The sequence below is a fragment of the Billgrantia endophytica genome (genome assembly GCF_002879615.1).
Classification (GTDB): domain Bacteria; phylum Pseudomonadota; class Gammaproteobacteria; order Pseudomonadales; family Halomonadaceae; genus Halomonas; species Halomonas endophytica.
This window is the reverse complement of record NZ_PNRF01000012.1, coordinates 95,601-118,755: the sequence shown is the minus strand read 5'-3', so window position 1 is coordinate 118,755 and position 23,155 is coordinate 95,601. Positions and strand designations below refer to the sequence as shown.

29 protein-coding genes are annotated in these 23,155 nt (G+C 64.4%); 17 read left to right on the top strand and 12 right to left on the bottom strand.

Annotation, left to right across the window (positions count from 1 at the left end):
• Positions 1-210: 210 nt before the first annotated feature.
• Both C1H69_RS05595 and C1H69_RS05590 read left to right on the top strand, forming a co-directional pair.
• Positions 211-981: an SDR family oxidoreductase gene (locus tag C1H69_RS05595; protein ID WP_102652420.1), complete on the top strand. Its 771-nt coding sequence runs from the start codon at positions 211-213 to the stop codon at positions 979-981.
• Positions 982-1,151: 170 nt separating this feature from the next.
• On the top strand, positions 1,152-1,571 hold the full coding sequence (locus C1H69_RS05590) for a VOC family protein (protein WP_102652419.1): 420 nt from the start codon (positions 1,152-1,154) through the stop codon (positions 1,569-1,571).
• On the opposite strand, the gene C1H69_RS05585 is transcribed toward C1H69_RS05590, so the two are convergent.
• Entirely contained in the window at positions 1,547-2,266 is a 720-nt protein-coding gene (locus C1H69_RS05585; RefSeq protein WP_102652418.1) for an ArsR/SmtB family transcription factor, read from the bottom strand. The genes C1H69_RS05590 and C1H69_RS05585 overlap by 25 nt on opposite strands.
• A 125-nt stretch (positions 2,267-2,391) precedes the next feature.
• Between C1H69_RS05585 and C1H69_RS05580 the strand changes: the two genes are divergently transcribed.
• On the top strand, positions 2,392-2,754 hold the full coding sequence (locus C1H69_RS05580; RefSeq protein WP_102652417.1) for an antibiotic biosynthesis monooxygenase family protein: 363 nt from the start codon (positions 2,392-2,394) through the stop codon (positions 2,752-2,754).
• Between the two features lie 119 nt (positions 2,755-2,873).
• On the opposite strand, the gene C1H69_RS05575 is transcribed toward C1H69_RS05580, so the two are convergent.
• Entirely contained in the window at positions 2,874-3,581 is a 708-nt protein-coding gene (locus tag C1H69_RS05575; protein ID WP_102652416.1) for a glutathione S-transferase family protein, read from the bottom strand.
• Between the two features lie 110 nt (positions 3,582-3,691).
• Between C1H69_RS05575 and C1H69_RS05570 the strand changes: the two genes are divergently transcribed.
• The 6 genes from C1H69_RS05570 (at position 3,692) to sigJ (ending at position 7,683) form a co-directional block, all read left to right on the top strand.
• The gene (locus tag C1H69_RS05570) at positions 3,692-4,645 is read left to right on the top strand and encodes a helix-turn-helix transcriptional regulator (RefSeq protein ID WP_102652415.1); all 954 of its coding nucleotides are present in this window, start codon (positions 3,692-3,694) and stop codon (positions 4,643-4,645) included.
• A 77-nt stretch (positions 4,646-4,722) separates the two neighbouring features.
• Positions 4,723-5,166: a VOC family protein gene (locus C1H69_RS05565; protein WP_102652414.1), complete on the top strand. Its 444-nt coding sequence runs from the start codon at positions 4,723-4,725 to the stop codon at positions 5,164-5,166.
• A 102-nt stretch (positions 5,167-5,268) separates the two neighbouring features.
• The gene (locus C1H69_RS05560; RefSeq protein WP_165789428.1) at positions 5,269-5,682 is read left to right on the top strand and encodes an antitoxin Xre-like helix-turn-helix domain-containing protein; all 414 of its coding nucleotides are present in this window, start codon (positions 5,269-5,271) and stop codon (positions 5,680-5,682) included.
• Positions 5,676-6,386: an RES family NAD+ phosphorylase gene (locus C1H69_RS05555; protein ID WP_102652412.1), complete on the top strand. Its 711-nt coding sequence runs from the start codon at positions 5,676-5,678 to the stop codon at positions 6,384-6,386. Before C1H69_RS05560 ends, C1H69_RS05555 begins: the two co-directional genes overlap by 7 nt.
• 77 nt (positions 6,387-6,463) lie before the next feature.
• Positions 6,464-6,796 (top strand): putative quinol monooxygenase, encoded by a 333-nt coding sequence (locus tag C1H69_RS05550; protein ID WP_102652411.1) that lies wholly within the window; start codon positions 6,464-6,466, stop codon positions 6,794-6,796.
• Positions 6,796-7,683 (top strand): RNA polymerase sigma factor SigJ, encoded by an 888-nt coding sequence (gene sigJ / locus C1H69_RS05545; RefSeq protein ID WP_102652410.1) that lies wholly within the window; start codon positions 6,796-6,798, stop codon positions 7,681-7,683. The genes C1H69_RS05550 and sigJ overlap by 1 nt, the downstream gene beginning before the upstream one ends.
• On the opposite strand, the gene gcvA is transcribed toward sigJ, so the two are convergent.
• Positions 7,678-8,598, bottom strand: a complete 921-nt coding sequence (gcvA, locus tag C1H69_RS05540) for a transcriptional regulator GcvA (protein ID WP_102652409.1) — start codon at positions 8,596-8,598, stop codon at positions 7,678-7,680. The genes sigJ and gcvA overlap by 6 nt on opposite strands.
• Positions 8,599-8,737: 139 nt before the next feature.
• Here gcvA and C1H69_RS05535 point away from each other — a divergent pair, with 139 nt between their 5' ends.
• A complete protein-coding gene (locus tag C1H69_RS05535) occupies positions 8,738-9,457 on the top strand; it encodes an FMN-dependent NADH-azoreductase (RefSeq protein WP_102652408.1) in 720 nt (239 codons plus the stop codon).
• A gap of 123 nt (positions 9,458-9,580) precedes the next feature.
• Positions 9,581-10,027 (top strand): GNAT family N-acetyltransferase, encoded by a 447-nt coding sequence (locus C1H69_RS05530; protein WP_102652407.1) that lies wholly within the window; start codon positions 9,581-9,583, stop codon positions 10,025-10,027.
• Positions 10,028-10,037: 10 nt separating this feature from the next.
• Here the strand turns inward: C1H69_RS05530 and arsH are convergent, their stop codons facing one another.
• From arsH to C1H69_RS05510, 4 genes are read right to left on the bottom strand one after another with little or no spacing between them, the layout of a single operon-like run.
• Entirely contained in the window at positions 10,038-10,784 is a 747-nt protein-coding gene (arsH, locus tag C1H69_RS05525; RefSeq protein ID WP_102652406.1) for an arsenical resistance protein ArsH, read from the bottom strand.
• Positions 10,781-11,944: an MFS transporter gene (locus tag C1H69_RS05520; RefSeq protein WP_102652405.1), complete on the bottom strand. Its 1,164-nt coding sequence runs from the start codon at positions 11,942-11,944 to the stop codon at positions 10,781-10,783. Before C1H69_RS05520 ends, arsH begins: the two co-directional genes overlap by 4 nt.
• Positions 11,945-12,000: 56 nt before the next feature.
• A complete protein-coding gene (locus tag C1H69_RS05515; RefSeq protein ID WP_205738421.1) occupies positions 12,001-12,411 on the bottom strand; it encodes a PadR family transcriptional regulator in 411 nt (136 codons plus the stop codon).
• 32 nt (positions 12,412-12,443) lie between these two features.
• Positions 12,444-13,145: a TetR/AcrR family transcriptional regulator C-terminal domain-containing protein gene (locus tag C1H69_RS05510; RefSeq protein ID WP_165789427.1), complete on the bottom strand. Its 702-nt coding sequence runs from the start codon at positions 13,143-13,145 to the stop codon at positions 12,444-12,446.
• 89 nt (positions 13,146-13,234) lie between these two features.
• Between C1H69_RS05510 and C1H69_RS05505 the strand changes: the two genes are divergently transcribed.
• Together C1H69_RS05505 and C1H69_RS05500 are read left to right on the top strand one after the other, a co-directional pair.
• Entirely contained in the window at positions 13,235-14,326 is a 1,092-nt protein-coding gene (locus C1H69_RS05505; RefSeq protein ID WP_102652403.1) for an efflux RND transporter periplasmic adaptor subunit, read from the top strand.
• 9 nt (positions 14,327-14,335) lie between these two features.
• A complete protein-coding gene (locus C1H69_RS05500; RefSeq protein ID WP_102652402.1) occupies positions 14,336-17,389 on the top strand; it encodes an efflux RND transporter permease subunit in 3,054 nt (1,017 codons plus the stop codon).
• Positions 17,390-17,400: 11 nt separating this feature from the next.
• On the opposite strand, the gene C1H69_RS05495 is transcribed toward C1H69_RS05500, so the two are convergent.
• Positions 17,401-18,324, bottom strand: coding sequence for a bifunctional helix-turn-helix transcriptional regulator/GNAT family N-acetyltransferase (locus C1H69_RS05495; protein WP_102652401.1), 924 nt, complete (start codon positions 18,322-18,324; stop codon positions 17,401-17,403).
• A 149-nt stretch (positions 18,325-18,473) separates the two neighbouring features.
• On the opposite strand from C1H69_RS05495, the gene C1H69_RS05490 reads away from it, so the two are divergent.
• The gene (locus C1H69_RS05490; RefSeq protein ID WP_102652400.1) at positions 18,474-19,205 is read left to right on the top strand and encodes a DUF899 domain-containing protein; all 732 of its coding nucleotides are present in this window, start codon (positions 18,474-18,476) and stop codon (positions 19,203-19,205) included.
• On the opposite strand, the gene C1H69_RS05485 is transcribed toward C1H69_RS05490, so the two are convergent.
• From C1H69_RS05485 to C1H69_RS24530, 3 genes are all read right to left on the bottom strand, one after another.
• The gene (locus C1H69_RS05485) at positions 19,202-19,534 is read right to left on the bottom strand and encodes an Lrp/AsnC family transcriptional regulator (protein ID WP_240609822.1); all 333 of its coding nucleotides are present in this window, start codon (positions 19,532-19,534) and stop codon (positions 19,202-19,204) included. The genes C1H69_RS05490 and C1H69_RS05485 overlap by 4 nt on opposite strands.
• A 132-nt stretch (positions 19,535-19,666) precedes the next feature.
• Positions 19,667-19,846: a helix-turn-helix domain-containing protein gene (locus tag C1H69_RS05480; protein ID WP_102652398.1), complete on the bottom strand. Its 180-nt coding sequence runs from the start codon at positions 19,844-19,846 to the stop codon at positions 19,667-19,669.
• Entirely contained in the window at positions 19,847-20,101 is a 255-nt protein-coding gene (locus C1H69_RS24530) for a DUF6597 domain-containing transcriptional factor (protein ID WP_338066161.1), read from the bottom strand.
• Between the two features lie 15 nt (positions 20,102-20,116).
• On the opposite strand from C1H69_RS24530, the gene C1H69_RS23535 reads away from it, so the two are divergent.
• Positions 20,117-20,269 (top strand): hypothetical protein, encoded by a 153-nt coding sequence (locus C1H69_RS23535; protein WP_165789426.1) that lies wholly within the window; start codon positions 20,117-20,119, stop codon positions 20,267-20,269.
• Between the two features lie 35 nt (positions 20,270-20,304).
• On the opposite strand, the gene C1H69_RS05475 is transcribed toward C1H69_RS23535, so the two are convergent.
• Entirely contained in the window at positions 20,305-21,321 is a 1,017-nt protein-coding gene (locus C1H69_RS05475; protein WP_102652397.1) for a GlxA family transcriptional regulator, read from the bottom strand.
• 104 nt (positions 21,322-21,425) lie between these two features.
• Between C1H69_RS05475 and C1H69_RS05470 the strand changes: the two genes are divergently transcribed.
• Positions 21,426-22,517, top strand: a complete 1,092-nt coding sequence (locus C1H69_RS05470) for a class I SAM-dependent methyltransferase (protein WP_102652396.1) — start codon at positions 21,426-21,428, stop codon at positions 22,515-22,517.
• A gap of 275 nt (positions 22,518-22,792) precedes the next feature.
• Positions 22,793-23,143, top strand: a complete 351-nt coding sequence (locus C1H69_RS05460) for a VOC family protein (protein WP_102652394.1) — start codon at positions 22,793-22,795, stop codon at positions 23,141-23,143.
• Positions 23,144-23,155 lie beyond the last annotated feature (12 nt).

Here is a 23,155-nt window from a genome sequence, read left to right as displayed (position 1 = left end):
AGGATGAGCCCTGGTCCCACCTGTCGCACTCCATCTCTTGCTTTCAAAGTGGACCCGCCTCGTCGCGGCATTTCGCAATATCCGCAGCATAGCATCATCAAGAGGCCAGATTTTTTGACGGCAAGAAGCGGAGTGAGGCCTTACCCGAACGCCGGCAGGGTGAGCATGGGATCGCAAACGGTCTCTCACCTACCCATGGAGAATACTGCCATGAATCGACTTGCCGGAAAGACCGCCATCGTCACCGGGGCCAGCTCAGGCATCGGCCATGCCGCCGCTCGCCTATTCGCCAGCGAAGGCGCCAACGTGATCGTAAACGCCCGCCGTCGGGATGAACTCGATGCTCTGGTCGAAGCCATCGCACGTGACGGCGGCACTGCCGTCGCCGTCGCCGGGGACGTGTGCGACGAGCGCATGGCCCAGCGCCTGGTCGCCACTGCCCAGGAGCGCTTCGGCGGACTCGACATCGCCTTCAACAATGCCGGCATTGTCGGGCCAATGAAGCCATTGCAGGAGATGGCACCGAGTGACTGGCACGATGTCGTGAATACCAACCTGACCGCCACCTTCCTGGGTGCCAAGTACCAGATCCCGGCGCTGCTACAGAAAGGTGGCGGCAGCCTGCTGTTCACCTCGAGCTTCGTCGGTCATACCGTCGGCATGCCGGGCATGGCGGCTTATGCCGCGAGCAAATCGGGCATCATCGGCCTGGTGAAAACGCTGGCCGCAGAGTTGGGTGGCAACGGCATCCGCGCCAATGCCCTGCTGCCCGGCGGCACCGATACGCCAGCCAGCATCACCAACGCCCCCGATGCCGGACCGGAAGTCCTGGCGTTCGTCGAGAACCTGCACGCCCTCAAGCGCATGGCCACGCCGGAAGAGATCGCCCGGGCGGCGCTCTACCTGGCCTCCGACGATTCAAGCTTCGTTACTGGCATCGCAATGCTGGCCGACGGCGGCGTCTCCATCAATCGCACCTGAGTTGTCAGGAAGCGGTGCCACCTGACGGCACCGCTTCTGCGCGGCAATCCTCCCAGCGCCCTGCTACCCTCCAGACAAGAGGTGTCGCCCCGGTAAGCACTGACTCACCGGGTAGCGCCGACGCATTCATTACTGACCGAAATCGGCCTGGCTCATTGGCAGGAGGCGGCATGGATTTTCTCGTCAACCTGGACGTGGACGATCTGGAGCGTGGCATCGACTTCTACGTGCAGGCATTTGGGCTCAACATCGGACGCCGGTTCGGCGATGACGGCGTCGAGCTGATCGGTGGCCCGGCGCCGATCTACCTGTTGGCCAAGGCCACCGGATCGCCGGCTTACGCCCCGGGGGAGCCCATGCCCGGAGCGCAGCGCCACTACACGCGCCACTGGACCCCGGTGCACCTGGACGTGGTGGTGGAGAATATCGACGCCGCAGTGGAACGGGCCATCGCAGCCGGCGCCACCCAGGAGCAGCCCACCGTCACCGATCGCTGGGGCAAGCTCGCGTTGATGGCCGACCCCTTCGGTCATGGCTTCTGCTTCGTGCAGTTCCTCAACCGGGGTTACGACGAGATCGCGACCGCTTGATCGTTCTCCGGCAAGCCGATCACGAACCCGAACTCACTCGCCAGTGCCCGATGCCCCAGCTCGCTGATACTCACCACCCGCGAGTGCTTCTGCCGGCCGATCCAGCCGAGTTCCAGCATGCGCCCGGCCATGGCGGCTCCCAGCGCACCACCGAGGTGATCGCGCCGTTCGCTCCAGTCGAGGCAAGGATAGGCAAAACGCCGACGACGCCTGCGTAGGGAAGCGACATCGATGCCGAAGTCGGTGAACCAGGCCTCGCCCCGAGCCGTCACGTCCATGGCTTCGCCATCTGCCACCAGGAACCCCCTCTCGAGGAATACGGCCGTCATCCGCGTGCCCAGCTCACCTGCCAGGTGGTCGTAGCAGAACCGCGCAGCCCCCAGGGCACCTGCCGGTCGCCTGCACGGCGACACTACCTTCATCGGTGTGGCCACCACCATCAACGCCTCGACGGCATGCGCCACCTCGGCTGTCGCCAGCCGGTAATACTTGTGCCGCCCTTGTGCCGTCGACTCGATCAGTCCATCGCGCTGAAGCCGCTTGAGATGCTCCGTCGCCGTGCCCGGCTGCACGCCACAGCCGTAGGCAAGCTCCTTGGCGGTCAACGCCCGCCCCTCCATCAGCAATGCCAGCATGCCCATTCGCGTCGGATCGCCAATGGTGCGGGCAAGACGTGGCAGATCCGGCTCAACCATCGTTAGCTCTCCACCTAACTGTTTATGTCTGACAAGCATAGGCCAAGGAGACACAATGAAGCGACATTGAACAAGACGGAGCGGGCTCATCGCTTCAACACCAATAAGTCAAAACGGAGTGTCCCATGATCGCCGTCATCTTCGAAGTCATCCCCAAGTCCGGCCGACGCGAGCAGTACCTCGATATCGCCGCCAGCCTGCGTCCGTTGCTCGACGAGATCGATGGTTTTATCTCCATCGAGCGCTTCGAGAGCCTCACCCAGCCGGGCAAGGTGCTCTCGCTCTCCTTCTGGCGCGATGAGGAAGCCGTGGCCCAGTGGCGCCGGCTCGAGCGCCACCGCAGCGCCCAGGCCCAGGGCCGCGAAGTGGTCTTCGACGACTATCGCCTGCGCGTGGCCACCGTGATGCGCGACTACGGTATGCACGAGCGCGACCAGGCGCCTGCCGACAGCCGCGAGCGTCATGACGCGTCGTTGGATACCGAGTAAAGGACAGCGCCCCGGTAAGCCCTTACTTACCGGAGAGACGCCATTCTTCTTCAGGATCACCGGGCACGGCCTGATACAACGCACCCGGCAACCCTGTAAAGCCGCAGTATAGACCGTTCCTAGGCGGCCAAACGAGGCTCCAATTCCCGCAGGCTGACATGCCCCCTGAAGTGCCCCTGCCCCGCCGGTTGCTCGCCGCGTTCGATGGCCTCGGCAAACCGCACGGCGGGATCGTCCCTGAGCTTCGCCAGGTGCCGCGCCAGGTTCGGATATTCCTGCTTCAGGTCGAAAAGCCGGTGATATTCAGCCCAGCGGGCGATGCCGACGAAGTAGGCATCCGCCATGCTGCGCGCATCGCCCAGCAGCCACTCCCGCGCGACCAGCAATCCGTTGAGGTAGGCGCAGCCCTCCGCGACCTGCTCACGACCCAACCGGCGCAGCAATTCCTGCTCCACGCCGCTCATTCCTTGGGTGTCATAAAGCGTCCAGAGTGGCCCGAAGGCCGCGAAGAAGTCCGTGGTGAGGTAGGCCAGCATCTGGTTCAAGCGATCATGTGCCCGGCTGCCCTGTTCGAAGCCCAGCCGCCTGCTGAGGTCGCGTGCCGCCAGGTGCTGCAGGATCGCCAGGCTCTCGGTAAGAGGCTCTCCATCTTCGAGTAGCAACGCAGGAGTCTTGAAAAGCGGATTGACCTTGGCATAGAGCGGGGCCCAGGGCTGCTCCATCATCTCGATGCGGCACAGCCGGTAGGGCTGGCCCTGCCACTCGAGCGCCACGATAGAGCCGAACGAACAGCCTTGCGGTACGCCATAGAAAAGTACAGGTTCCATCGGATATCTCCTTGCTGTTGGATGCGACCAGGCGGTTACGTCCTGGCCATGACAGCAAGGTAATGGCTAAATAGGACAGATCATGCCCTATTTATGACGGGAAATTCAGCGTGGCCAATCCTACCGTTCGCGTGCTGACACTCCTCGAACTGCTGCAGACCCACCGCCATATGAGCGGCCGGGAGCTGGCCGAGCGGCTGGATGTCGATCGTCGAACGCTACGACGCTACATCCAGGCCTTGGAAGAGCTCGGTATTCCCGTTACCACCGAGCGGGGGCGGCATGGCGGCTACCGCCTGATGCCGGGCTTCAAACTGCCGCCGTTGATGTTCAACAGCGATGAGGCGCTGGCCGTCTCGTTGGGGCTGCTCGCCGCACAAGGGCTAGGCATCGCCGAGACCGCGCCGGCGCTGGAAACCGCACGCGCCAAGCTGGAGCGGGTCATGCCCGCCAGGTTGAAAAAACAGGCGCAGGCGCTGGGCGAGAGCGCCCGGCTGGAACTGCCTTCGGCAAGGGCGCCGGGAGACGAGCGCCTGCTGGTCTTGTTCGCCACCGCCACCCAGGCACGCCAGCGGGTCCGGCTCGACTACCGGGACGACCGCAATCAAGCCACCCGTAGGATGCTCAACCCCTACGGCCTGGTCTTTCGCGGTGGGCGCTGGTACGTCAGCGGCTGGTGCCATCTGCGCCGCGACCTGCGCAGCTTCCGGCTCGACCGCATCATTGAGGCCACACCGCTCGAGGCCAGCTTCGAACGACCGGCAGACTTCAACCCGGCCGAGCACCTGGCACACAGCATCGCCAGCCTGCCCCGCGCCATCGCCGTCAGCGTGCGCCTGCACACCGACCTTACCCATGCCGTTGAAGAACTGGGCCGCAATATCGGCGTGTTCACGCCCGACGGAAACGCCGTGATGCTGCACGCCCGCACCGACAGCTTGACCTGGTTCGCCCGCCAGTTGGCCCACCAGCCGTTCGACTTCGAGATCCTCGACCCACCGGAGCTTTGCGACGCCCTCGCCCAGCAGGCCGCCCGCCTCCACCGCCTGGCAGAGAGAAAATGATCGAGGGAGCGTCGAAATCGACTAGGGTGAATCGATGAAGGGAAGTAGAACCGACAACGATCCCCTGGAGACCCACCATGCAGCTTTCCACCTACCTGATCTTCGACGGCAACTGCCGCGATGCCTTCGAGTTCTACCAGCGCTGCTTCGACGCCAAGCTCGAGGCCATGTCCACCTACGCCGAAATGCCCGATAGCGAAGGCATGGAGATACCCGAGTCGGCCCGTAACCTGGTCATGCACGCCCGACTGCGCATCGGCGATCAGCTGTTGATGGCCTCGGATAATGCCCCCTTCTGCCCGGCGCCCTACGAAGGCATCAAGGGCGCGAGCATTGCGGTCGGCGTCGACTCGGTGCAGGAGGCCGAACGGCTCTTCCATGCGCTGGCCGACAACGGCAGCGTGGAGATGCCCCTCGAAGAGACCTTCTGGGCGCACCGCTTCGGCATGCTGACGGACCGATTCGGCGTCGCCTGGATGATCAACTACGAAAAGGAGGCCGCTCGGCAAGCCGGTCGATGAAGGCCCGGACCTTGGCCGCCGGGCGGCGCCACGCTCGCTTCGTGATGTCGGTCGCTTCATCTGTAGACACTTTAATGCTATAATTACGTCCACAGACACATCATGAGCATCGATATGAACGCCATCGAAGCGGCTAACCACAGCAAGTCCACCGCCGCCACGGGGCTGAAGGCCGCAGTCGCAATCCTCGAGAAGTGGGGAGCGAGCGGTGAGCAGGGCGCGGCGATACTGCGTGTCTCCCGCAGCACTTATGCGCGGGCGAAGCGACGCGACCCGGCCTGGGAGGTCAGCCTCGATGCCGATCAGCTCACGCGCATCAGCTTGGTACTGAACATTCACTCGGCGCTGCGGGTGGTCTTCGACAATCCGGAAAACCTCTACGGTTTCATGTCGATGGCCAACCACAACGTCTTCTTCCATGGCCGCACGCCGCTGGAAGTCATGGCACAGGGGGACTTCATCTCTCTCTACGAGACGTTCAAGCGGATCGACACCCTGCGAGGCGCTGGATGGTAAGGCGCCTGGAGGCACTTCCCCAACTGCCTGGCAGGCAACGACGCGCCTATCGACTGGTTAACTCCAAATTTCCTCCCATCAGCGTCTTCGACGATGTGGCCAATGCCGACGAGTTCCAGGCGCTTTATGAGCTGCAGGCACTGACCAACCCTCGCCTGCAGAACCAAGCCGGACGCCTCGACCTGATCCCACCCGAAAGCATCCCCTTCGGTATCCCCGGATGTTCCTATGCAGTGGCGCCGTTCACCCATGTGAACCCCGATGGCTCGCGTTTCAGTGATGGCAGCTTCGGCGTCCTGTACTTGGGCGACACCATGGAAACCGCCCTGGCCGAGGTCCAGCATCACCAGGAGAGTTACTGGCGCAATGTGCCCGACTTGAGCTACGAGCGCTTCGTGTTTCGCGGCCTGGCCTGCGAGTTCGACGAGGCCGGGATGGTGGATGGACTGACGCTCCCCAACACGCACGCCATCTACGCACCGGACGACTACAGCGCTTCCCGCCAGTTTGGGCTTTCGCTCAAGGAAAATGGCACGCTGGGGCTGCGTTACCATTCGGTGCGCGCCTCCAGGGCCACCTGCTGGGGCCTGATGTCCCCAAGGCCGGTGACGTCCATGGTGCAGACGGCCCACTTCGAGATGATCTGGAGCGGCACCATCGTCTCGGTCAACCAGGTATCGTCGATTGCGGGCGATGTCACATAGCGCCCACCTGAATCGTCATGACAGTGACGGCCATTCGGCCATCTATCGATCTCACCCCAGCGATTCAGGAGCCACACATGAGTCAGAGCACGCTTTTCATCAAGCACAAGGCACTTCCCGGCAAGCGCGAAGAGGTACGGCGCGCGTGGGAGACTCACCTGATGCCGAGCATCCAGGAGCGCCAGGTCCACGACGCCTACTTCTACTGCTACGATGATGGCGATCCCAACACGATCCGCGTCTTCCAGCGCTACGCCGACGGTGCGGATGCGCAGGCCTTCATGCAGGGACCGGCATACGATGCTTATGTCGTCGCGGTAACGCCCCTGCTTGCTCATCCGCCCGAGATTCACGCCGCCACCGTGGCCTGGGCCAAGGACAAGGCGGCTCCGGTTTCCGAGACAGCCTGATGTCACCTAGCGACTTGCTTCACTTCGACCTGCATCGCTTTGAAGAGGCCCGCCCCATGCTGCTGGGGCTGGCCTATCGCATCCTCGGCTCACGTGCCGACGCCGAGGATGCGGTGCAGGACACCTTTCTCAAGTGGCAGGCAGCGGATCGTGAGGCTATCGATACGCCCCACGCCTGGCTGACCACGACCTGCACGCGGCGCTGCCTCGATCTGCTGGGCAACGCCCACCGGGCCAGGGTCGAGTATGTCGGCGCCTGGCTGCCCGAGCCCATTCAGACCGCTGCCGTATCCGATGCGGAACGCAGCATGCAGCTGGCCGACTCGCTCTCCACCGCCTTCCTGCTGCTGCTCGAGCGCCTCTCGCCCAAGGAGCGGGCAGCCTACCTGCTGCATGAGATCTTCGACACGCCCCACGCCGAGATCGCCGCCATGCTCGAACTCAAGGAGCCGGCCTGCCGCAAGCTGGTCTCCCGGGCACGCGCCAACCTGCAGGCAGCCGAGGAGCGTCATGCTCCACCGCGGGAACGCCAGCAGGCGCTGCTGGAGGCGTTCCAACTCGCCGTTGCCGAAGGCGCCACGGCAAGGCTCGCCGCCCTGCTATCGGCCGAGGTGCGCCTCAGCACCGACGGCGGCGGCAAGGTACCCGCCCTGCTCGAGCCGCTGCATGGCCTGGGGAAAGTGCTTGCCTTCCTGGCGAACCGGCTACGCGGCTACTGGGCCGACTATGAGTGGCGCGAGGCGGATATCAACGGTGGCCCCGGCTTCGTGATGTACCGAGAGGAGCATGTCGTCGCCACGGTGACCTTTGGCTACGACCGCGCGGGACATGCCGCCGACATCTTCATCGTGCGCAATCCCGACAAGCTGACACGGCTGACGTCATGACTGGCGCTCGACTATCGCACGGCAGCCGCTCTCTCTGGCTTGGGAGTCCAGCAATCCGACGATCCACTCGCGCACGGCGGCAATAGCCGGCTCCTCACGCCGCTCGGGCGGGTAGACGAGCTGGAAGGGAGCGGCCTTTACCTCAGGGCCGAATGGCTGTACCAGGCGCCCCTGGCGCAGCTCCTCCTCGATCAGGTACCGGCTCATCAGGGCTATGCCCTGGCCGTCCAGGGCAGCGGCAATGCCATGGGTCTCGTCGGAGAACATCAGCCCGGCGCTGATGTCGAGCCCCGGCACTTGGACCTGGCGCTGCCAGGCCACCCAGTCCAACGGTGCGGGCGAAGAGAAGTGGAGCAGCGTATGGCGCACCAGTTCGGCCGGTTCACGCAACTTCAGCACGGGACTGCAGACGGGTACGAAGACATTGTCGAACAGCTTCTCCGCGACCAGCCCTGGCCAGGGGCCCTCGCCATAGCGAATCGCCATGTCGGCAACGATGCCATCCAGGACGACCGCCTCGTGAGAGACCTGAATGCTCAGGTCGATCTGCGGATGGGCATCGCGCAGCAGGCACACCCAGGGCAGCAGCCAGCGCGCGGCCACTGCCGGCGTGGTCGAGAGCGTTACCGCCTGCCGCGCCGGCGGACGGCGCAGCTTGGTCACCGTTTCGGCGATGGCATCGAAGGAGTCGCTCAGCACGGTGAGCAGCACCTGGCCCTGAGCCGTCAGCACCAGTTGCCGTGGCCGACGCACGAACAGTGCCACCCCCAGGCTCTCCTCGAGCTGGCGAATCTGATGGCTGATCGCCGTCGGCGTGACCGAAAGCTCCTCGGCCGCCCGCTTGGCACTGCGGTGTCGCGCCGCCGCCTCGAAGGCGCGAAGGGCGGAGAGCGAGGGGAGTCGTCGCGGCATCATGGCTGAGTTTTATTTTCCGCTATCGAAAAAGAATCGTCGTTTGTCGCCTTACGAGGCTTCTGGCTTGATGAAACGAGCCGCAAGCAAGGCTGAAAACAACTCACCCAAGAGATCCTACACCCAGCGAAGGAGAAATCCCATGACGCGCTTACTCCACCTCGATGCCAGCCCACGCCCCGGCCGTGCCGGCAGCCACGACCACGGCTCGCATACCCGCCGGCTGACCCATCACTTCGTTTCCCGCTGGCGTGCCTTGGAGCCGAACGCCGAGATCGTCTATCGGGATATCGGCGCCAACCCGCCTCCACTGACCAGCGTCGAGTGGATCGAGGCGGAATTCACGCCGGCTGAGCAAAAGACGGAGGCAATGAAAGCCGTGCTTGCCGAGAGCGATGCCCTGGTCGACGAGGTCGTACGGGCCGACATCCTGGTACTCGGCGCTCCCCTGTACAACTTCGGCCCGCCGGCCGCGTTCAAGGCCTGGATCGACAACATCGTCCGCATCGGCCGCACGGTCGATTTCGACATGCAGCAGGGTGCCCATCCCTACGTTCCGCTGGAACACTACGTGCCGCTGCTGGCCGACCGTCCCCGTCACGCAGTGCTGCTCTCATCGCGGGGTGGATTCGGCTTCGACCGACAGGGCCCCCTGGCCCCCTTCAATCACCTGGAGCCGAGCGCACGCACCGCCCTGCAGTTCATCGGCATCGGCGGTTTCCACGACATCGCCATCGAGCACCAGGAGGAAGGCGGCGAAGCGCTGGCGGCCTCGACGAAAAGTGCCCTGGAGCGTATCGACCGGCTGGTCGAGCAACTGCATGCCGAAATGGCCACGCCAGGTGTGCCGCAGCCGGCGTGATGGCGCCTTCTGGGAGATGGCGACACCGGGGCGCTTGGCGCTCCGGCCTCGTCCCTGTAGCCTCTGTCAGTCGGCGCGTCACACGGGCACGGCCGCTACCCGATAAATCGCAGGAATATCGACATGCTGATCAAACCCGTACCCAGCCCAGATGCCCCTCTCGAGCTTCTGCTGGAAGCAGATCCATCCGTAGACGAAATCCGTCGCTATCTCGAGAACTCGAGCTGCTACGTCACGACAATCGGCAATGAAACGGTCGGGGCTTATGTCATCCAGCCCATGGGGGATGGCGTATATGAGCTGATGAACATAGCCGTCGCCCCAGCGCATCAAGGGAATGGCATTGGTGCGAAACTGCTGGAGCATGCCATAAAGATGGCCGGAAAGCCGGGCGCACGACGCCTGGAACTGGGCACCGGCACCTTCGGTTACCAGCTCGCCTTCTATCAACGGGCGGGGTTCCGGGTCGTCGCCGTGGAGCGGGACCACTTCCTCACCCACTACGATACGCCGATCTACGAGAACGGCATCCAGCACAAGGACAGGCTGCGGCTGGCCATCGAGTATTAAGAAGGGAAGCTCATGAAGTTTGGCTCACCGCCGCCTTGTCCGTTACCGGGTCGGCCTTGGCGCCGGCTGCTTCGCGGCGCTCCGAGTAGCGGTCCACCAGCGTCTCACTGTGGGGCCGCAGCAGCAGGGTGAAGCGCACCAGCTCCTCCATCACGTCGACGATGCGGTCGTAGAGCGGCGAGGGAAGCATGCGGCCGGCTTCGTCGAACTCCTGGTACGCCTTGGGCACGCTGGACTGGTTGGGGATGGTGACCATACGCATCCAGCGCCCCAGCAGGCGCAGGGTGTTCACCGCATTGAACGACTGCGAGCCGCCACTGACCTGCATCACCGCCAGGGTGCGCCCCTGGGTGGGCCGCACCGCCCCCATGCTCAGCGGCAGATGGTCGATCTGTGTCTTCATCACACCGGTGATCTGGCCGTGGCGTTCGGGGCTGCACCATACCTGCCCTTCGGACCAGATAGCCAGCTCGCGAAGCTCGCGCACGGCGGTATGGTCGTCGCCCACCACCTGGTCCGGCAGCGGCAGGTCGGAAGGGTCGAAGATCCGCGTCTCGGCACCGAAATGACGCAGCAGCCGCGCGGCTTCCTCCACCGCCAGGCGCGAATAGGCGCGTTCGCGCAGCGAGCCGTAGAGCAGCAGGATGCGCGGCGGATGGCCGAATGGATCCGGCAGACCCCGGCCGGGCCGCCGGAGAGCGAAGCGCTCGTCGAGCGCCGGCAAGTGGTCGGGGTCGTTGAGCGTACGGAGCCTCATGTCGCCTCCTTCATGGCGTGGGTTTGCAGAACGAGCAGCGCCACCAGGGCCGCGAGCCCCAGGGCGGAGGAGAACAGCAGTGCCTGGGTGCCGAAGCGCTCGATCAGCAGGGCAAAGGTGAGCGGCGCCAGCGCCTGGCCGAAGCGTGCCGGCACCATCAGCACACCCTGGCGCAGGCCATAGCCGTGCGGGCCGAAGATCGCCAGCGGCAGCGTACCCTTGGCAATGGTGAGAATGCCGTTGCCGGCACCGTGCAGCAGCACGAACAGCGTGGCCAAGGGCGCCCCCAGCGTCATCACGCCGAGCGCCCCGATGGGATGGGCGACGACCGCCAGCTTGGCCGAGAGCAATGGGTGGAAGCGCCGCAGCAGCGAGAACTCGAGCAGGCGCGCCGCCACCTGGGCCGGCCCCACCAGCGCCGCGGCGGCGATGGCCGCAGCAGGCGACAAGCCTGCGATTTGCAGCAGCCATGGCAGGTGCGCCGCCATGCCCGTGCTCACGAACCAGGTGACGGCGAAGACGAAAGCCAGCAGCGCCATGGGCAGCCAGGTCGTCTTCGCCTCGACCGCTGCCGTCTCGGCGGGAGGAGCGGGCGACTGGATGCCGAGGGGAATCAGCAGGCGGTTGAGCGGCAGGCCCAGTAGCAGATGCACCGCCGCCCAGGTGAAGCAGGCGTTCTGCCAGCCGAATTCGGCGTTGAGCCAGCCGGTGATCGGCCAGCACACCGTGCTGGCAAAGCCCGCCAGCAGGGTAATGCCGGTGATGGGGCCACGCGCCTCGCGGCCGTAGAGCCCCGCCAGGGTCGAGAAGGCCGATTCGTACAGCCCCATGCCCATGCCGACGCCGATCACCAGCCACCCCGCCCACAGCAACACGGGCCCATTCGCCAGCCCCAACAGTACCAGGCCCAGGGCAAACACCAGGCTCGAGGCCGCCAGCACATCGCGCCCGCCGAAGCGGTCGATGCGTCGCCCCACCGCCGGCCCCAGCACGGCCGATACCACCAGCGCCGAGGAGAACGCCGCGAATACCGTACTAGTGGATAGGCCGAGATTGCGCGCCATGGGCACGGCGAGGATTGCCGGAAGATAGTAGGTCGAGCCCCAGGCAAGTGTCTGGGAAACGCCCAGGGCGACGACCACACCAGTACGTGAGCTCATCGCCTACCTCGACCATCGAGGTATCTAGACCTGAAGAAACGCCTGGCTCTCACCTTTCACTCCCTCCGTTTCGCCGCCCCACCAGCCATGCGGCGGCTCTCGAGGATGCAGTCCGTAGCTTCCAGCCAGGCGTCCACCGCCACCTGAAAGGCATCCCGCCCCTTCTCCGTCAGCGCGTAGACCTTGCGCGAGCGCCCCTGCACCACCTCCGCGGTCGAGCTCAGGTAGCCGCCCGCCTCGAACTCGTTGAGCATCGGGTAGACCGTACCCTCCGAAGGGCTGCAGCAGCCCTTGGTGCTCTTCTCCACCGCCTGCACCACCTCGTAGCCGTGCATCGGCTTGCGGTGCAGCACGCTGAGCACGAAGAACTTCGACAGCGACATCTTGATCGTGCCGCGCCAGTAGGAAGGGTCGCTGTAATCGGGGATCCGGCGGCCGGTTGCCGCCTCGGTCTTGGCCTTGTTCATGGCTGCAACTTAATACCTCGATGATCGAGGTGTCAAGCGAGACCGATTTTCTCCCGATCAGTGCCGGCAACCTGCTCACGCACTCCCGCCAGGATCATGGCAAGCCCGAATTCGAAGCGACCATCGAAATCGAAGAAGCGGCGTGCCATCAGCTCCGTATCGAGATGGCGAAAATCGGGACTCGACAGCACCTCGCCAAGGGAAGCGGTAATGGCCGCCGTGGCCTCACCGGGTTCATCGGGCAGCCCCTGCTGCTCCAGCGTTTCGCCGAGAATGAACGAGAGCACTGTCGTCATCGCCCAGAGTGCCCGGTCGCGATCGAGACCGGCTTTCACCAGCAGCGCCATCAGCGTTTCGGCACCGCGCAAGGTGCTGTGCTTGGCGGAGTAGCTGCCACCGACGATACGCGCACCGTCGCGATACATCAGCAAGGTACGCCGCAGGCGCCGCACGAACTCGGCCAGATTGACATAGGCATCTTCGTCATCGAGCCCGCCCAGCGGAACGGCGGCCACGATGGCATCGGCCATCTCATCGAGCAATTGCCGCTTGTCGGCCACGTGACGGTAGATCACCGGTGCCTGCACGTCCATGGCATCGGCCAAGGCTCTCATCGTCAGCCCATCCAGACCTTCCCGGTTCACCAGGGTCAGCGCTGCCTCAGCGATCTGCCGTACGGTCAGCCTCTCTTTCTTCCGCCGCCGGCGCTTCGGTGCACTGTCGTTTTCCGTCACTCGCGATCTCGCTTCACGTCCTTTGTCGCTTGACATATTAACAGCGTTAACAATACATTCAAGCCTGCTATATTAACGGCGTTAACAACATGTTCCCGATAGCGTTCCAACTCGCACTCACACCGCCCAGGCTGCCGCGCATTCTGCTGTCCCTGACAATGGCGCTGCTGCTCACCGCCTGCACCGAGAACGGCGCCAGCACCAACCACGACAACGTGATACGCCCCGTGCGGGTGGAAACGGCCATGCCATCCCCGGCGTCGAGTCACCGCTTCGTCGCCCGCGTGGAAGCCGCCAGCACCGTCGATCTGGCCTTCCAGGTCGGCGGCCAGCTCACCGACCATAGCCCGCACGAGGGCACCCTCGTGACACGCGGCAAAACGCTGGCGACGCTTGATACGACCGACTTCGAGCTGGCGCTGCGCCAAGTGGAGACGCGCCACGAGCAGGCCCGGCGGGAATACGAGCGCCTACGCCGTTTGCATGCCCAGAACGCCGCTTCGACGGCCAATTTCGAGCAGGCGGAGGCTGAGTTCCGCACCCAGGCCGTCGCGCTCGAACAGGCCCGCCGACAGCTTGCCTACACCCGCATCGAGGCCCCCTTCGACGCCCTGGTGACCCGCAGGCTGGCTGAGCCTTTCGCCACCGTGGCCGCGAACGCGCCGGTATTGCGCGTGCAGGACATGAGCGAGTTACGCCTGCGCTTTCATGTGCCCGAGCGGCTCAGCGCCATCCTCGAACACCCCGAGGCGTACCGCATGGAGGCCATCTTCGAGGCCGCTCCCGAGCGGCGCTTTCCGGTCCGCTATCGGGAGCATCGCCCTCAGCCCGACCCGGTGGGCCAAAGCTATCCGGTCAGCGTGACCCTGCCTCGTCCAAGCGCGCTCGAACTGTTGCCCGGCATGACCGCAAGCATCGTCGTCTCCCGGTTCTCCCCCGCGCCAACCGGCGTCACGGTACCGCTTTCGGCACTGGACCCCGGCAACGACGGCCAGATGCGCGTCTGGCGGTTCGATCCCGATTCGCAAACGGTAACGCCACGCCCCGTTACCCTCGGCGCTGCACTACCCGACCGCGTGACGGTGCTGGAAGGCCTGACGGAAGGCGAGCCGATCGTGACTTCCGGCACCCACCTGCTGCGCGACGGCATGCGGGTGAGACCCCAGGCGCATCTCGACTAGGACACGCTCATGGATATCGCCCGCACCGCCATCGACCGCCCCGTCCAGACCTGGCTGATCATTCTGGCCTGCCTGTTGGGCGGCCTGTGGGCGATGCTGACCCTGGGCCGGCTGGAAGATCCTTCGTTCACCCTCAAGACCGCCATCATCACCACGCCATACCCCGGGGCGAATGCCGAGCAGGTCGAACAGGAGGTCACCGAGAGGCTCGAATCGGCCATCCAGCAACTGCCGGCCGTCGACTACGTTCGCTCGCGGTCGCGCCCCGGCATCTCCGAGGTCGAGGTCGAGATCAAGCGCGCCTATCCCAGCCGCAACATGCCGCAGCTCTGGGACGAACTGCGCCGCAAGATCGGCGACGCCCAGGCCAGCCTGCCGCCGGGAGCCGGCCCTTCCCTGGTCAACGACGACTTCGGCGACGTCTACGGCATCTACTACGCAATCATGGCGCCGGAACTGAGCGATGCGGAAATCCGCGATCTGTCGAGGTTCCTGCGTCGGGAGCTGCTGAGGGTGAACGGCGTCGCCAAGGTCACCACCGCCGGCGAGCGCAGCGAGGCCTTGTACGTGGAGCTCGACAGCGAGCGCCTGGCCAGCCTCGGCGTACCGCTGGAGCAGGTGATCGAGACCCTGCGCGCCGCCAGCGACATCGCCGAGAGCGGTGCCATCACCCTGGATGAGCGCCGCCTGCGCATCGCCTTCTCCCAACAGTTGGCGAGCCCAACTCACCTGGTGGAGCTGCGCATCGGTCGCCCCGGCACCACCGAACAGATCCGCCTGGACGATATCGCCACGATCCGGCGTAGCGCAACGGAGCTGCCCGACCATTTGATTCGCTTCAACGGAGAGCCCGCCTTCACGCTTGCCGTCGCCGGGGTGGCCGACGTCAACATCGTCGAGGTGGGCCAGGCGGTGGACGCCCGGCTGCACGAACTGCAGGAACGAATACCGCTAGGCGTCGAGCTCCATCCGATCTACGAGCAGCACCGGGTGGTCGACGAGGCCATCGGCAGCTTTCTCGTCAGCCTGGCGCTGGCCGTGGCGATCGTCATCGGCGTGCTGTGTCTGTCCATGGGCTGGCGCGCCGGCCTGGTGGTGGGTGCCACCCTGCTGCTGACGGTGCTCGGCACACTGCTGTTCATGCGCGTGCTCGGCCTCGAGATGGAGCGCATCTCGCTGGGTGCGCTGATCATCGCCATGGGCATGCTGGTCGACAATGCCATCGTGGTGACCGAAGGCCTGCTGATCGGCATGCAGCGCGGAGCCAATGCCCGCGATGCCGCCAGCACCGCTGCCAGACGCACCCAGATACCGCTGCTCGGCGCCACGGTCATCGGCATCATGGCCTTTGCCGGCATTGGCCTCTCGCCCGACACCACTGGCGACCTGCTCTTCTCCCTGTTCGCGGTGATCGCCGTTTCGCTGCTGCTGAGCTGGATACTCGCCATCACCGTCACGCCCCTGCTGGGACACTATCTGCTGAGAACGGTGCACGAAGCCACGACGCCCTACACGGGCAGGCTCTATCGAGGCTATCGCCGGCTGCTCGAGGGCGTGTTGCGCTGGCGCCTGCTTACGCTGCTGAGCCTCATCCTGTTCACCGCCGGCTGCATCTTCGCCTTCGGTTTCGTCAAGCAGGCCTTCTTCCCCGCCTCGAATACGCCCATCTTCTTCCTGCACTACCAACTGCCCCAAGGCACCGACATTCGCGCGACGGACCGTCACATGCAGGATCTCGATGCTTTTCTTCGCACGCAGCCGGAAGTGCTGTCGGTAACGCAGTTCGTGGGGCGCGGCGCCAGTCGCTTCGTGCTCACCTACACACCGGAGCGGCCCAGTTCCAGCTACGGCCTGTTCATGATCCGTACAGCCGAGCGCGACCAGATAGAACCGCTGGCAGCACGGCTGCGGCAGCGGCTCGACGCGCATCATCCCGGTGCGCAGACCAGGATCGAGCGCCTCATGTTCGGCCCCAATGTCGTCGGCATCGAGGCTCGCTTCTCGGGTCCCGACCCGGTCATGCTTCGCCACCTCGGCAACCAGGCCAAGGCGATCATGGAGCGCGACGACTTGTTGACCGACATCGTCGACGACTGGCGCCAGCGCGAACTGATCCTGAAGCCGGTATTCGACGAGGAGCGCGCTCGCATGGCGGGAGTTCAGCGCGACGCGGCCATGCGCGCGCTCCAATTCGCCACCACCGGCATCCAGGCCGCCACCTATCGCGAAAACGATCGCCGGCTTCCCATCGTGCTGCGGCCACCCGAGCATGAGCGTCTGGACGTGACGCGCCTGCACGAGAGGCAGTTGGAAAGTGCCAATGGCAGCGTGCCCATCCCGCTACGGCAAGTCATCGAGCGTTTCGAAACCACCAGCGAGGAGAGCGTCATCCGCCGCCGCGATCGGATGCGCACCTTGACGGTTCAAGCCAGTATGGTGAGTGGCGTAACCGCCAGCGAGGGCCTCTCGCGCATTCGCGAGCCCATCGAAGCGATCCCCCTTCCCCTCGGTTACCGCCTGGAGTGGGGTGGCGAGCACGAGGCCTCCGGCCGCTCGCGGGCTTCGCTGCGCGCTCAGCTGCCGTTGGGCTTTCTTGCCATGCTGGTGATCAGCGTGTTGCTGTTCGGTAAATGGCGCCAGCCGCTGATCCTGTGGCTGGTGGTACCCATGTCGATCTGCGGCGTGGTAATCGGGTTGCTGGCCAGCGGCATGCCGTTCACCTTCACGGCTCTGCTTGGGCTGCTCAGCCTCTCCGGCATGCTGATGAAGAACGGCATCGTGCTGCTCGACGAGATCGACGCACAGATTCGCGAGGGCAAGCCGGGCGGCCCGGCCGTGGTGGAAGCCAGCGTCAGCCGCCTCAGGCCGGTGGTATTGGCTGCCGGCACTACCATTCTCGGCATGCTGCCCCTGCTCGGCGATGCCTTCTTCGCCAGCATGGCGACGACGATCATGGGCGGGCTCGCCTTCGCCACGCTACTCACCCTGGTCGCGGTGCCGGTGCTCTACGCCCTGCTGTTCGGCATTAGGCCCTTGCCAGGGCAGAATCATGCTTCGCGATGAAGGCGTGGACCCTACAGCTCACGGCTCCAAACCTGACCTATCAAGTCCTTCCCAAAGCTGTGATGCGGCTCCTCCTCCACCAGTTCGAAACCCGCTCTTTCATAGATCCGGCGCGCATCGGTCAATACGCTGTTGGTCCACAGAACCATCTTGCGGTAGCCGACCTGGCGGGCGAACCTGAGGCATTCATCCACGAGGCGGCTGCCTACCCCAAGGCCGCGGGCGCAGGGGTCGACGTAGAGCAGCCGCAGCTTTGCGGTCGCTTCGTCTTCCCGAACGACGAACACGGACCCAACGACGCTTCCATGCTTCTCGGCGATCCAACACCGCTCCCAACGCGAGTCGAAATCACGCAGGTACCTGGCGACGATTTCTGCAATCAGCGCCTCGTATTCCGTGTTCCATCCGTACTCCTGTGCATACAGAACGGCCTGCCGATGGACGATCCAGCCCATGTCGCCCGGCTGCGGGTCGCGCAGCAGGTAACCCGAATCCACTTCGCCGAGCAGGCCCTTGATCTGGCCCATCGCTTCGACCAACTGATGCTGCTCAGGCTCCGATAACCGCTTCAGCATGGCAACGACTTCGCTCTGTGATGCCTCATTCAGCGGCATGAAAGTCGCCCGCCCCTGATCCGTCAGCTGCAATCGTGCAGCCCGCCGGTCAGAGGGCGAGGGGGTCTTGGTAACGAGCCCCTTCTTTTCGAAACCTTTCAGCACCCGGCTCACATAGCCCGCGTTGAGGCCCAGCTCCCGGCAGATATCCGAGCTGGTAAGCATTGGCCTATGCGCCAGCTCATAGAGGATGCGGACCTCCGTCAGCGAGAACTGGCTCTCCAGGAGGTGCTCATGAAGCACGCCGATCTGCCACGTGTAGAAGCGGTTGAAGCTACGTACGATCCCGGCGCGCTCTTCAAGAAGCCGATCTGTTCTCATGGGAAAAGCCTTTATATTTGCCTAAAGCAAATAAATAGTTGCTTTAGGCAAATAAGTCAACGGCGCTGTGCGCGGCACTTGCACACCTGTCGAATCCGGCCCCTTCAGAACGACTAACTCGTGTAACGTCAGCAGCAGGAGAAGTCCTCATGTTAGCGCACGATGAAATATCCCAACCCGTCGTCTCCCGTGACGAATGGCTCGCCGCCCGCAAGGAGCTACTGGCAAGGGAGAAGGAACTAACCCGTCTGCGCGACGACCTGAACGCCAAGCGACGCGCCCTGCCGTGTGTGAAGGTCGAAAAGGAATACGTTTTCGATACGACCGCAGGCCACAAGACGCTCGGCGAGCTGTTCGATGGACGTAGCCAGCTCATCGTCCACCACTTCATGTTCGGCCCCGGCTGGGGGGCGGGGTGCATCGGCTGCTCCTTCACGGCTGACCACATCGAAGGCACGCGGGTGCACCTCGAACATCACGACGTCAGTCTGGTTCGGGTCTCGCGGGCTCCGCTCACCGAAATCGACGCCTACCGCCAGCGCATGGGATGGCAGGTGAAGTGGGTCTCCTCGCACGGCAGCGACTTCAACTACGACCACCAGGTCTCGTTCACCCCCGAGGAGATCGCCCAGGGAGACGTCACCTACAATTACACCACGGGCAACGTCTCGATCGAGGACCTGTCCGGCCTCAGCGTGTTCTACCGAAACGCCGATGGCGAAATTTTCCACACCTACTCGACCTACGGGCGCGGCGACGAACTCGTCGACAGTACCTACATGCTGCTCGACATGACGCCCCGCGGCCGCAATGAAAATGGGCCTCACCGCAACCTGATGGACTGGGTGAAACGCCACGACGAGTACGAATCGGCAACTTAGCGAGTGCCGCCCACCTCGGAGCCGCTCCACGGCGGTAAGCGATGCTCGACCGGGGAGGACTGGACGATGGCGGTATTGGTCATCGCATAGGGAATGATTTCGTCGATCAATCGCTCCAGATGCTCGACCGATGCCAGATGCGCTCGGGCGATGAAGCAATCATCGCCCGTGATACGGTCACACTCGGTAATTTCCGGCAGCCCTTTCAGTAGCTCGGCGACCCTTTGCAGTTGGCCCGGTATCGGCCGGATGCGCAGCCACGCGGTGAGCGACAAGCCAAGCGCCCGAGCATTGACCCTGACGGTCCTGCCGGCGACTGCTACTCTCATCGCCGCGATCATGCTCGCCCAAATCCCGACACGCCAGGATATGCTCGGCATTGCGCTGGTCATGGCCGGTGTTGCACTACACACACCCGCCAGAGCCCCGTAATTATTGCCGTCGGTTCGGATCAGCCGCGGCTAGCCATAGCGCCGCTGCACATGGTCGAGATAGCCACCCGGGGTGAAGCCGGTGACGGACTTGAAGTCGTGGATGAAGTGCGACTGGTCGAAATAGCCGGCGGTAAAGGCAGTATCGGTCAAGGAAGTGGCGCTCCCGCCCAGCTTGATCAGCTCGCGGCTATGGGCGACGGCCCCCACTCACTCGCCGTCGCGCTCGAGCATGCCACCGAAGTTGAACAGCAGGCCGGCGGCACCATCCGGATGCAGCAACTCCACACCCGCCGCTTCGCTACTGGCTTGCCCCTTGGCCTGCCAGAAACACTGCACGTAGGGACGCAGTGCAGCGCAAGGGTTGAACCGACTAAGCGTCAGGCCGGCACCAGAGCGACTAGCAGGTCGAAAACCTACAATTCCGCCACTATCTGTCTGGCTAGAGTGGAACCCTTCTTTCACTCAGGAGACCTCCCAATGCGCATGAACGACTTCTCGGCCAGCCCCGAAGGCCTCGAGGCGATGCTCGGCTTTTTCTGGAAGGTTGCACCCGGCGCCTTCACCCTGATCGCTGCCGTCGGCGGTGCTACTCACCTGCTCGCTACCGTGATACTACGCCGACGCCTGTAATCGATACCGTGGCACTGCTTTGGTCATAAAACTTCTCAACCCGTCAGGGCGCTTCGCAGCCCCCCGAAGCGGCGACGATACTGGGCCGGCGTCAGGCCAACCTTACGCCGAAATAGCCGGCCGAAGAAGGCGCCATCCTCATAGCCCACCGCCTCGGCAATGGCATTCACGGGCACCGCCTCGGTCTCCAGCATCTGCTTGGCCTCCTCCAGGCGTAGGGTATGCACGTATTCCATGGGCGTCAGGCCGGTGGCCTTCCTGAAGCGACGGTGGAAGCTGCGCTCGCTGAGTCCGGAAACCTCGATCAAGGCGGCCACGGGCGACGGCTCGTCGTAATGCTCGGCGATCCACGTCTGGCAGCGGGCAATGACGGCGTCCTCGGCCTGGCGGGTGCGCGCAAGCATGGCGAAAGGGAGTTGGCCGGCGGCATGCCAGTCGATCAGGAACAGCTTGGCGAGATGCATCGCCTCGTCGACACTCGCCAGGCGCGCGACGAGGTACAGCGCCAGATCGCTCCAGGAGGTACCGCCCCCCGCCATGACCAGGCGACTCCCGGTGCCGCCGATCACCAGGGCTCGATGTGGATGAACCCGAACACCCGGATAGCGACCCAGCACATCGCAGTAGGCCCAGTGCGTGGTGGCATCCTCGCCCCGCAGCAGACCCGACTCGGCCAGCAACAGCGCGCCCGAGCAGGCGGTCGCCAGGATGGCGCCTTCGGCATGGCAGCGCTTGAGCCACTCGACTTCCTCGCCATAGCGACCTTCGAGCACCGCCTCGGGCGGCAGCATGATCTCGGGAATGCACACCACGTCGGGCACCCAATCCAAGCCGGCGTCGGGAACGATGCGCACACCGTTGGCGATGGTCAATTCACACGTGCCGCTGCGAGCGACCACCTGCGGTGCGAACAACGACTCGCCGGCCTTGCCTTCGATCAGGGCGGGCCAGTCACGCCCCGCCGCGGCAAAGACATCGTAGACCCCGTACAGGGTGGAAGCCGCCACTTCCGGGATGGCCAGCAAGGCGATGGAGGGCTTGTGTATCGACATGGCGGAAACCGCCGGTTTTTGTCCGTAGGGACTTCAGTGTAGCCCAGCCGGGAGCGCCAGAATGGGCGTTCCAATGCACACAACAAAACCTGAGGAGAACCGCCATGACTGCCCAAACCCAACCTTCCACCGCCTTCGACGCCTTCCGCGCCGCTGACTTCGAGGCCCGCTTCGTACGTGCCCTCAACGAGGGTGCCTTGCTGCAGCTGATTTCATTGGCTCACCGCTGTGGCCTGCTCGGCCACCTGGCCGACGGCGAACCAGTGACGAGCAGCGAACTTGCCGCCAAGGCCAGGCTCGACGAACGCTACGTGCGTGAGTGGCTGGGTGGCGCGACGGTCGCCGCCCTGGTCGAGCACGACCCGCAGGCCATGACCTACCGCCTCCCACCCGAGCACGCCGCACTGCTGACCGATGGCGGCGAGGCCAATCTTGCCGTGTTCTCCCAGTACCTGCCGTTGATGGGCCGGGTGGAGGACGACGTGCTGGAATGCTTCCGCCACGGCGGCGGCGTACCGTACACGTGCTATGCCCGTTTCCACGAGGTCATGGCCGAGGACAGCGGCCAGACGGTGCTGCCCGTGCTGTTGGATGCCATCCTGCCCCTGGCACCGGAACTGCCGGCAAGGCTGGCACAGGGCATCGACGTGCTCGACCTGGGCTGCGGACGCGGCCTGGCGCTGATGAAGCTTGCCGAACGCTTCCCCGCCAGCCGGTTTACCGGCTACGACCTCTCCAGGGAGGCCATCGGCTGGGCAACGGAGCGCGCCGCTCGTCGGGGCCTGACCAACCTGCGCTTCGAGCAGCGCGACCTCAGCGACTTCGACCGCACGGCCCCGGCACAGCGCCACGATCTGGTCACCACCTTCGATGCCATCCACGACCAGGCCCACCCGCTGAACCTGCTCAAGGGTATCCGCCGCACCCTGCGTGGGGAAGGCGTCTATCTGGCCCAGGACATCCACTCGTCCAGCCACCACCACGGCGACCGCGACCACCCCATGGGCACGCTGCTCTACACCCTGTCGATCATGCACTGCATGAGCGTCTCACTCGCCCAGGGCGGCGAGGGGCTGGGAACGATGTGGGGCCAGGAAAAAGCGCGGGAGTACTTCGCCAAGGCCGGCTTCGGCAACATCGAGGTCCACCGGTTGCCGCACGACATCCAGAACGACTACTGGGTGCTCAGGCCTTGAGCCGATCGCCGACAACAAGGCTCTGCTGGCTCGGGCAGCGTCTCGCCCAACCATGCCCCGGCGGGATTGCCGCCGCTGGGGTCATCGGTAAAAGACGCAAGGCGATAGAGGATGCCGCTTGGAAAGCTCCTCGGGTGTGGAAGGTGCCTGAACAGTGAAGGCCGAAGGAAAGGATAGAACAGGCAGGACGATAGCGAAGCGGCTATGTTTAAGCATTTCTCAACCGGCATGCGCAGCACTGACAAAACACACGACAAGGCATCCCGAGGCGCTACATGAAAGTCAAACGCATCATGTCCAACACGGCGACAGAGGAACTCGACAAGGCAGCGGTTTTCTACGGGGAAATCCTGGGTCTCGACCTGCTCATGGATCACGGCTGGTTCCGCACCTACGGCTCGGACGAGACGATGACGGTGCAGGTAAGCTTCGGCACCGAAGGCGGCTCCGGCACTCCCGTACCCGACCTATCCATCGAAGTCGATGATATCGAAGCGGCACTGGCCCGCTTCGAGAAAGCAAGCGTGCCCATCGAGTACGGGCCCGTCAGCGAGCCTTGGGGCGTGCGGCGGTTCTACGTTCGCGATCCCTTCGGGAAACTCATCAACGTCTTGCAGCATGAGTGAGCGAACGTACCA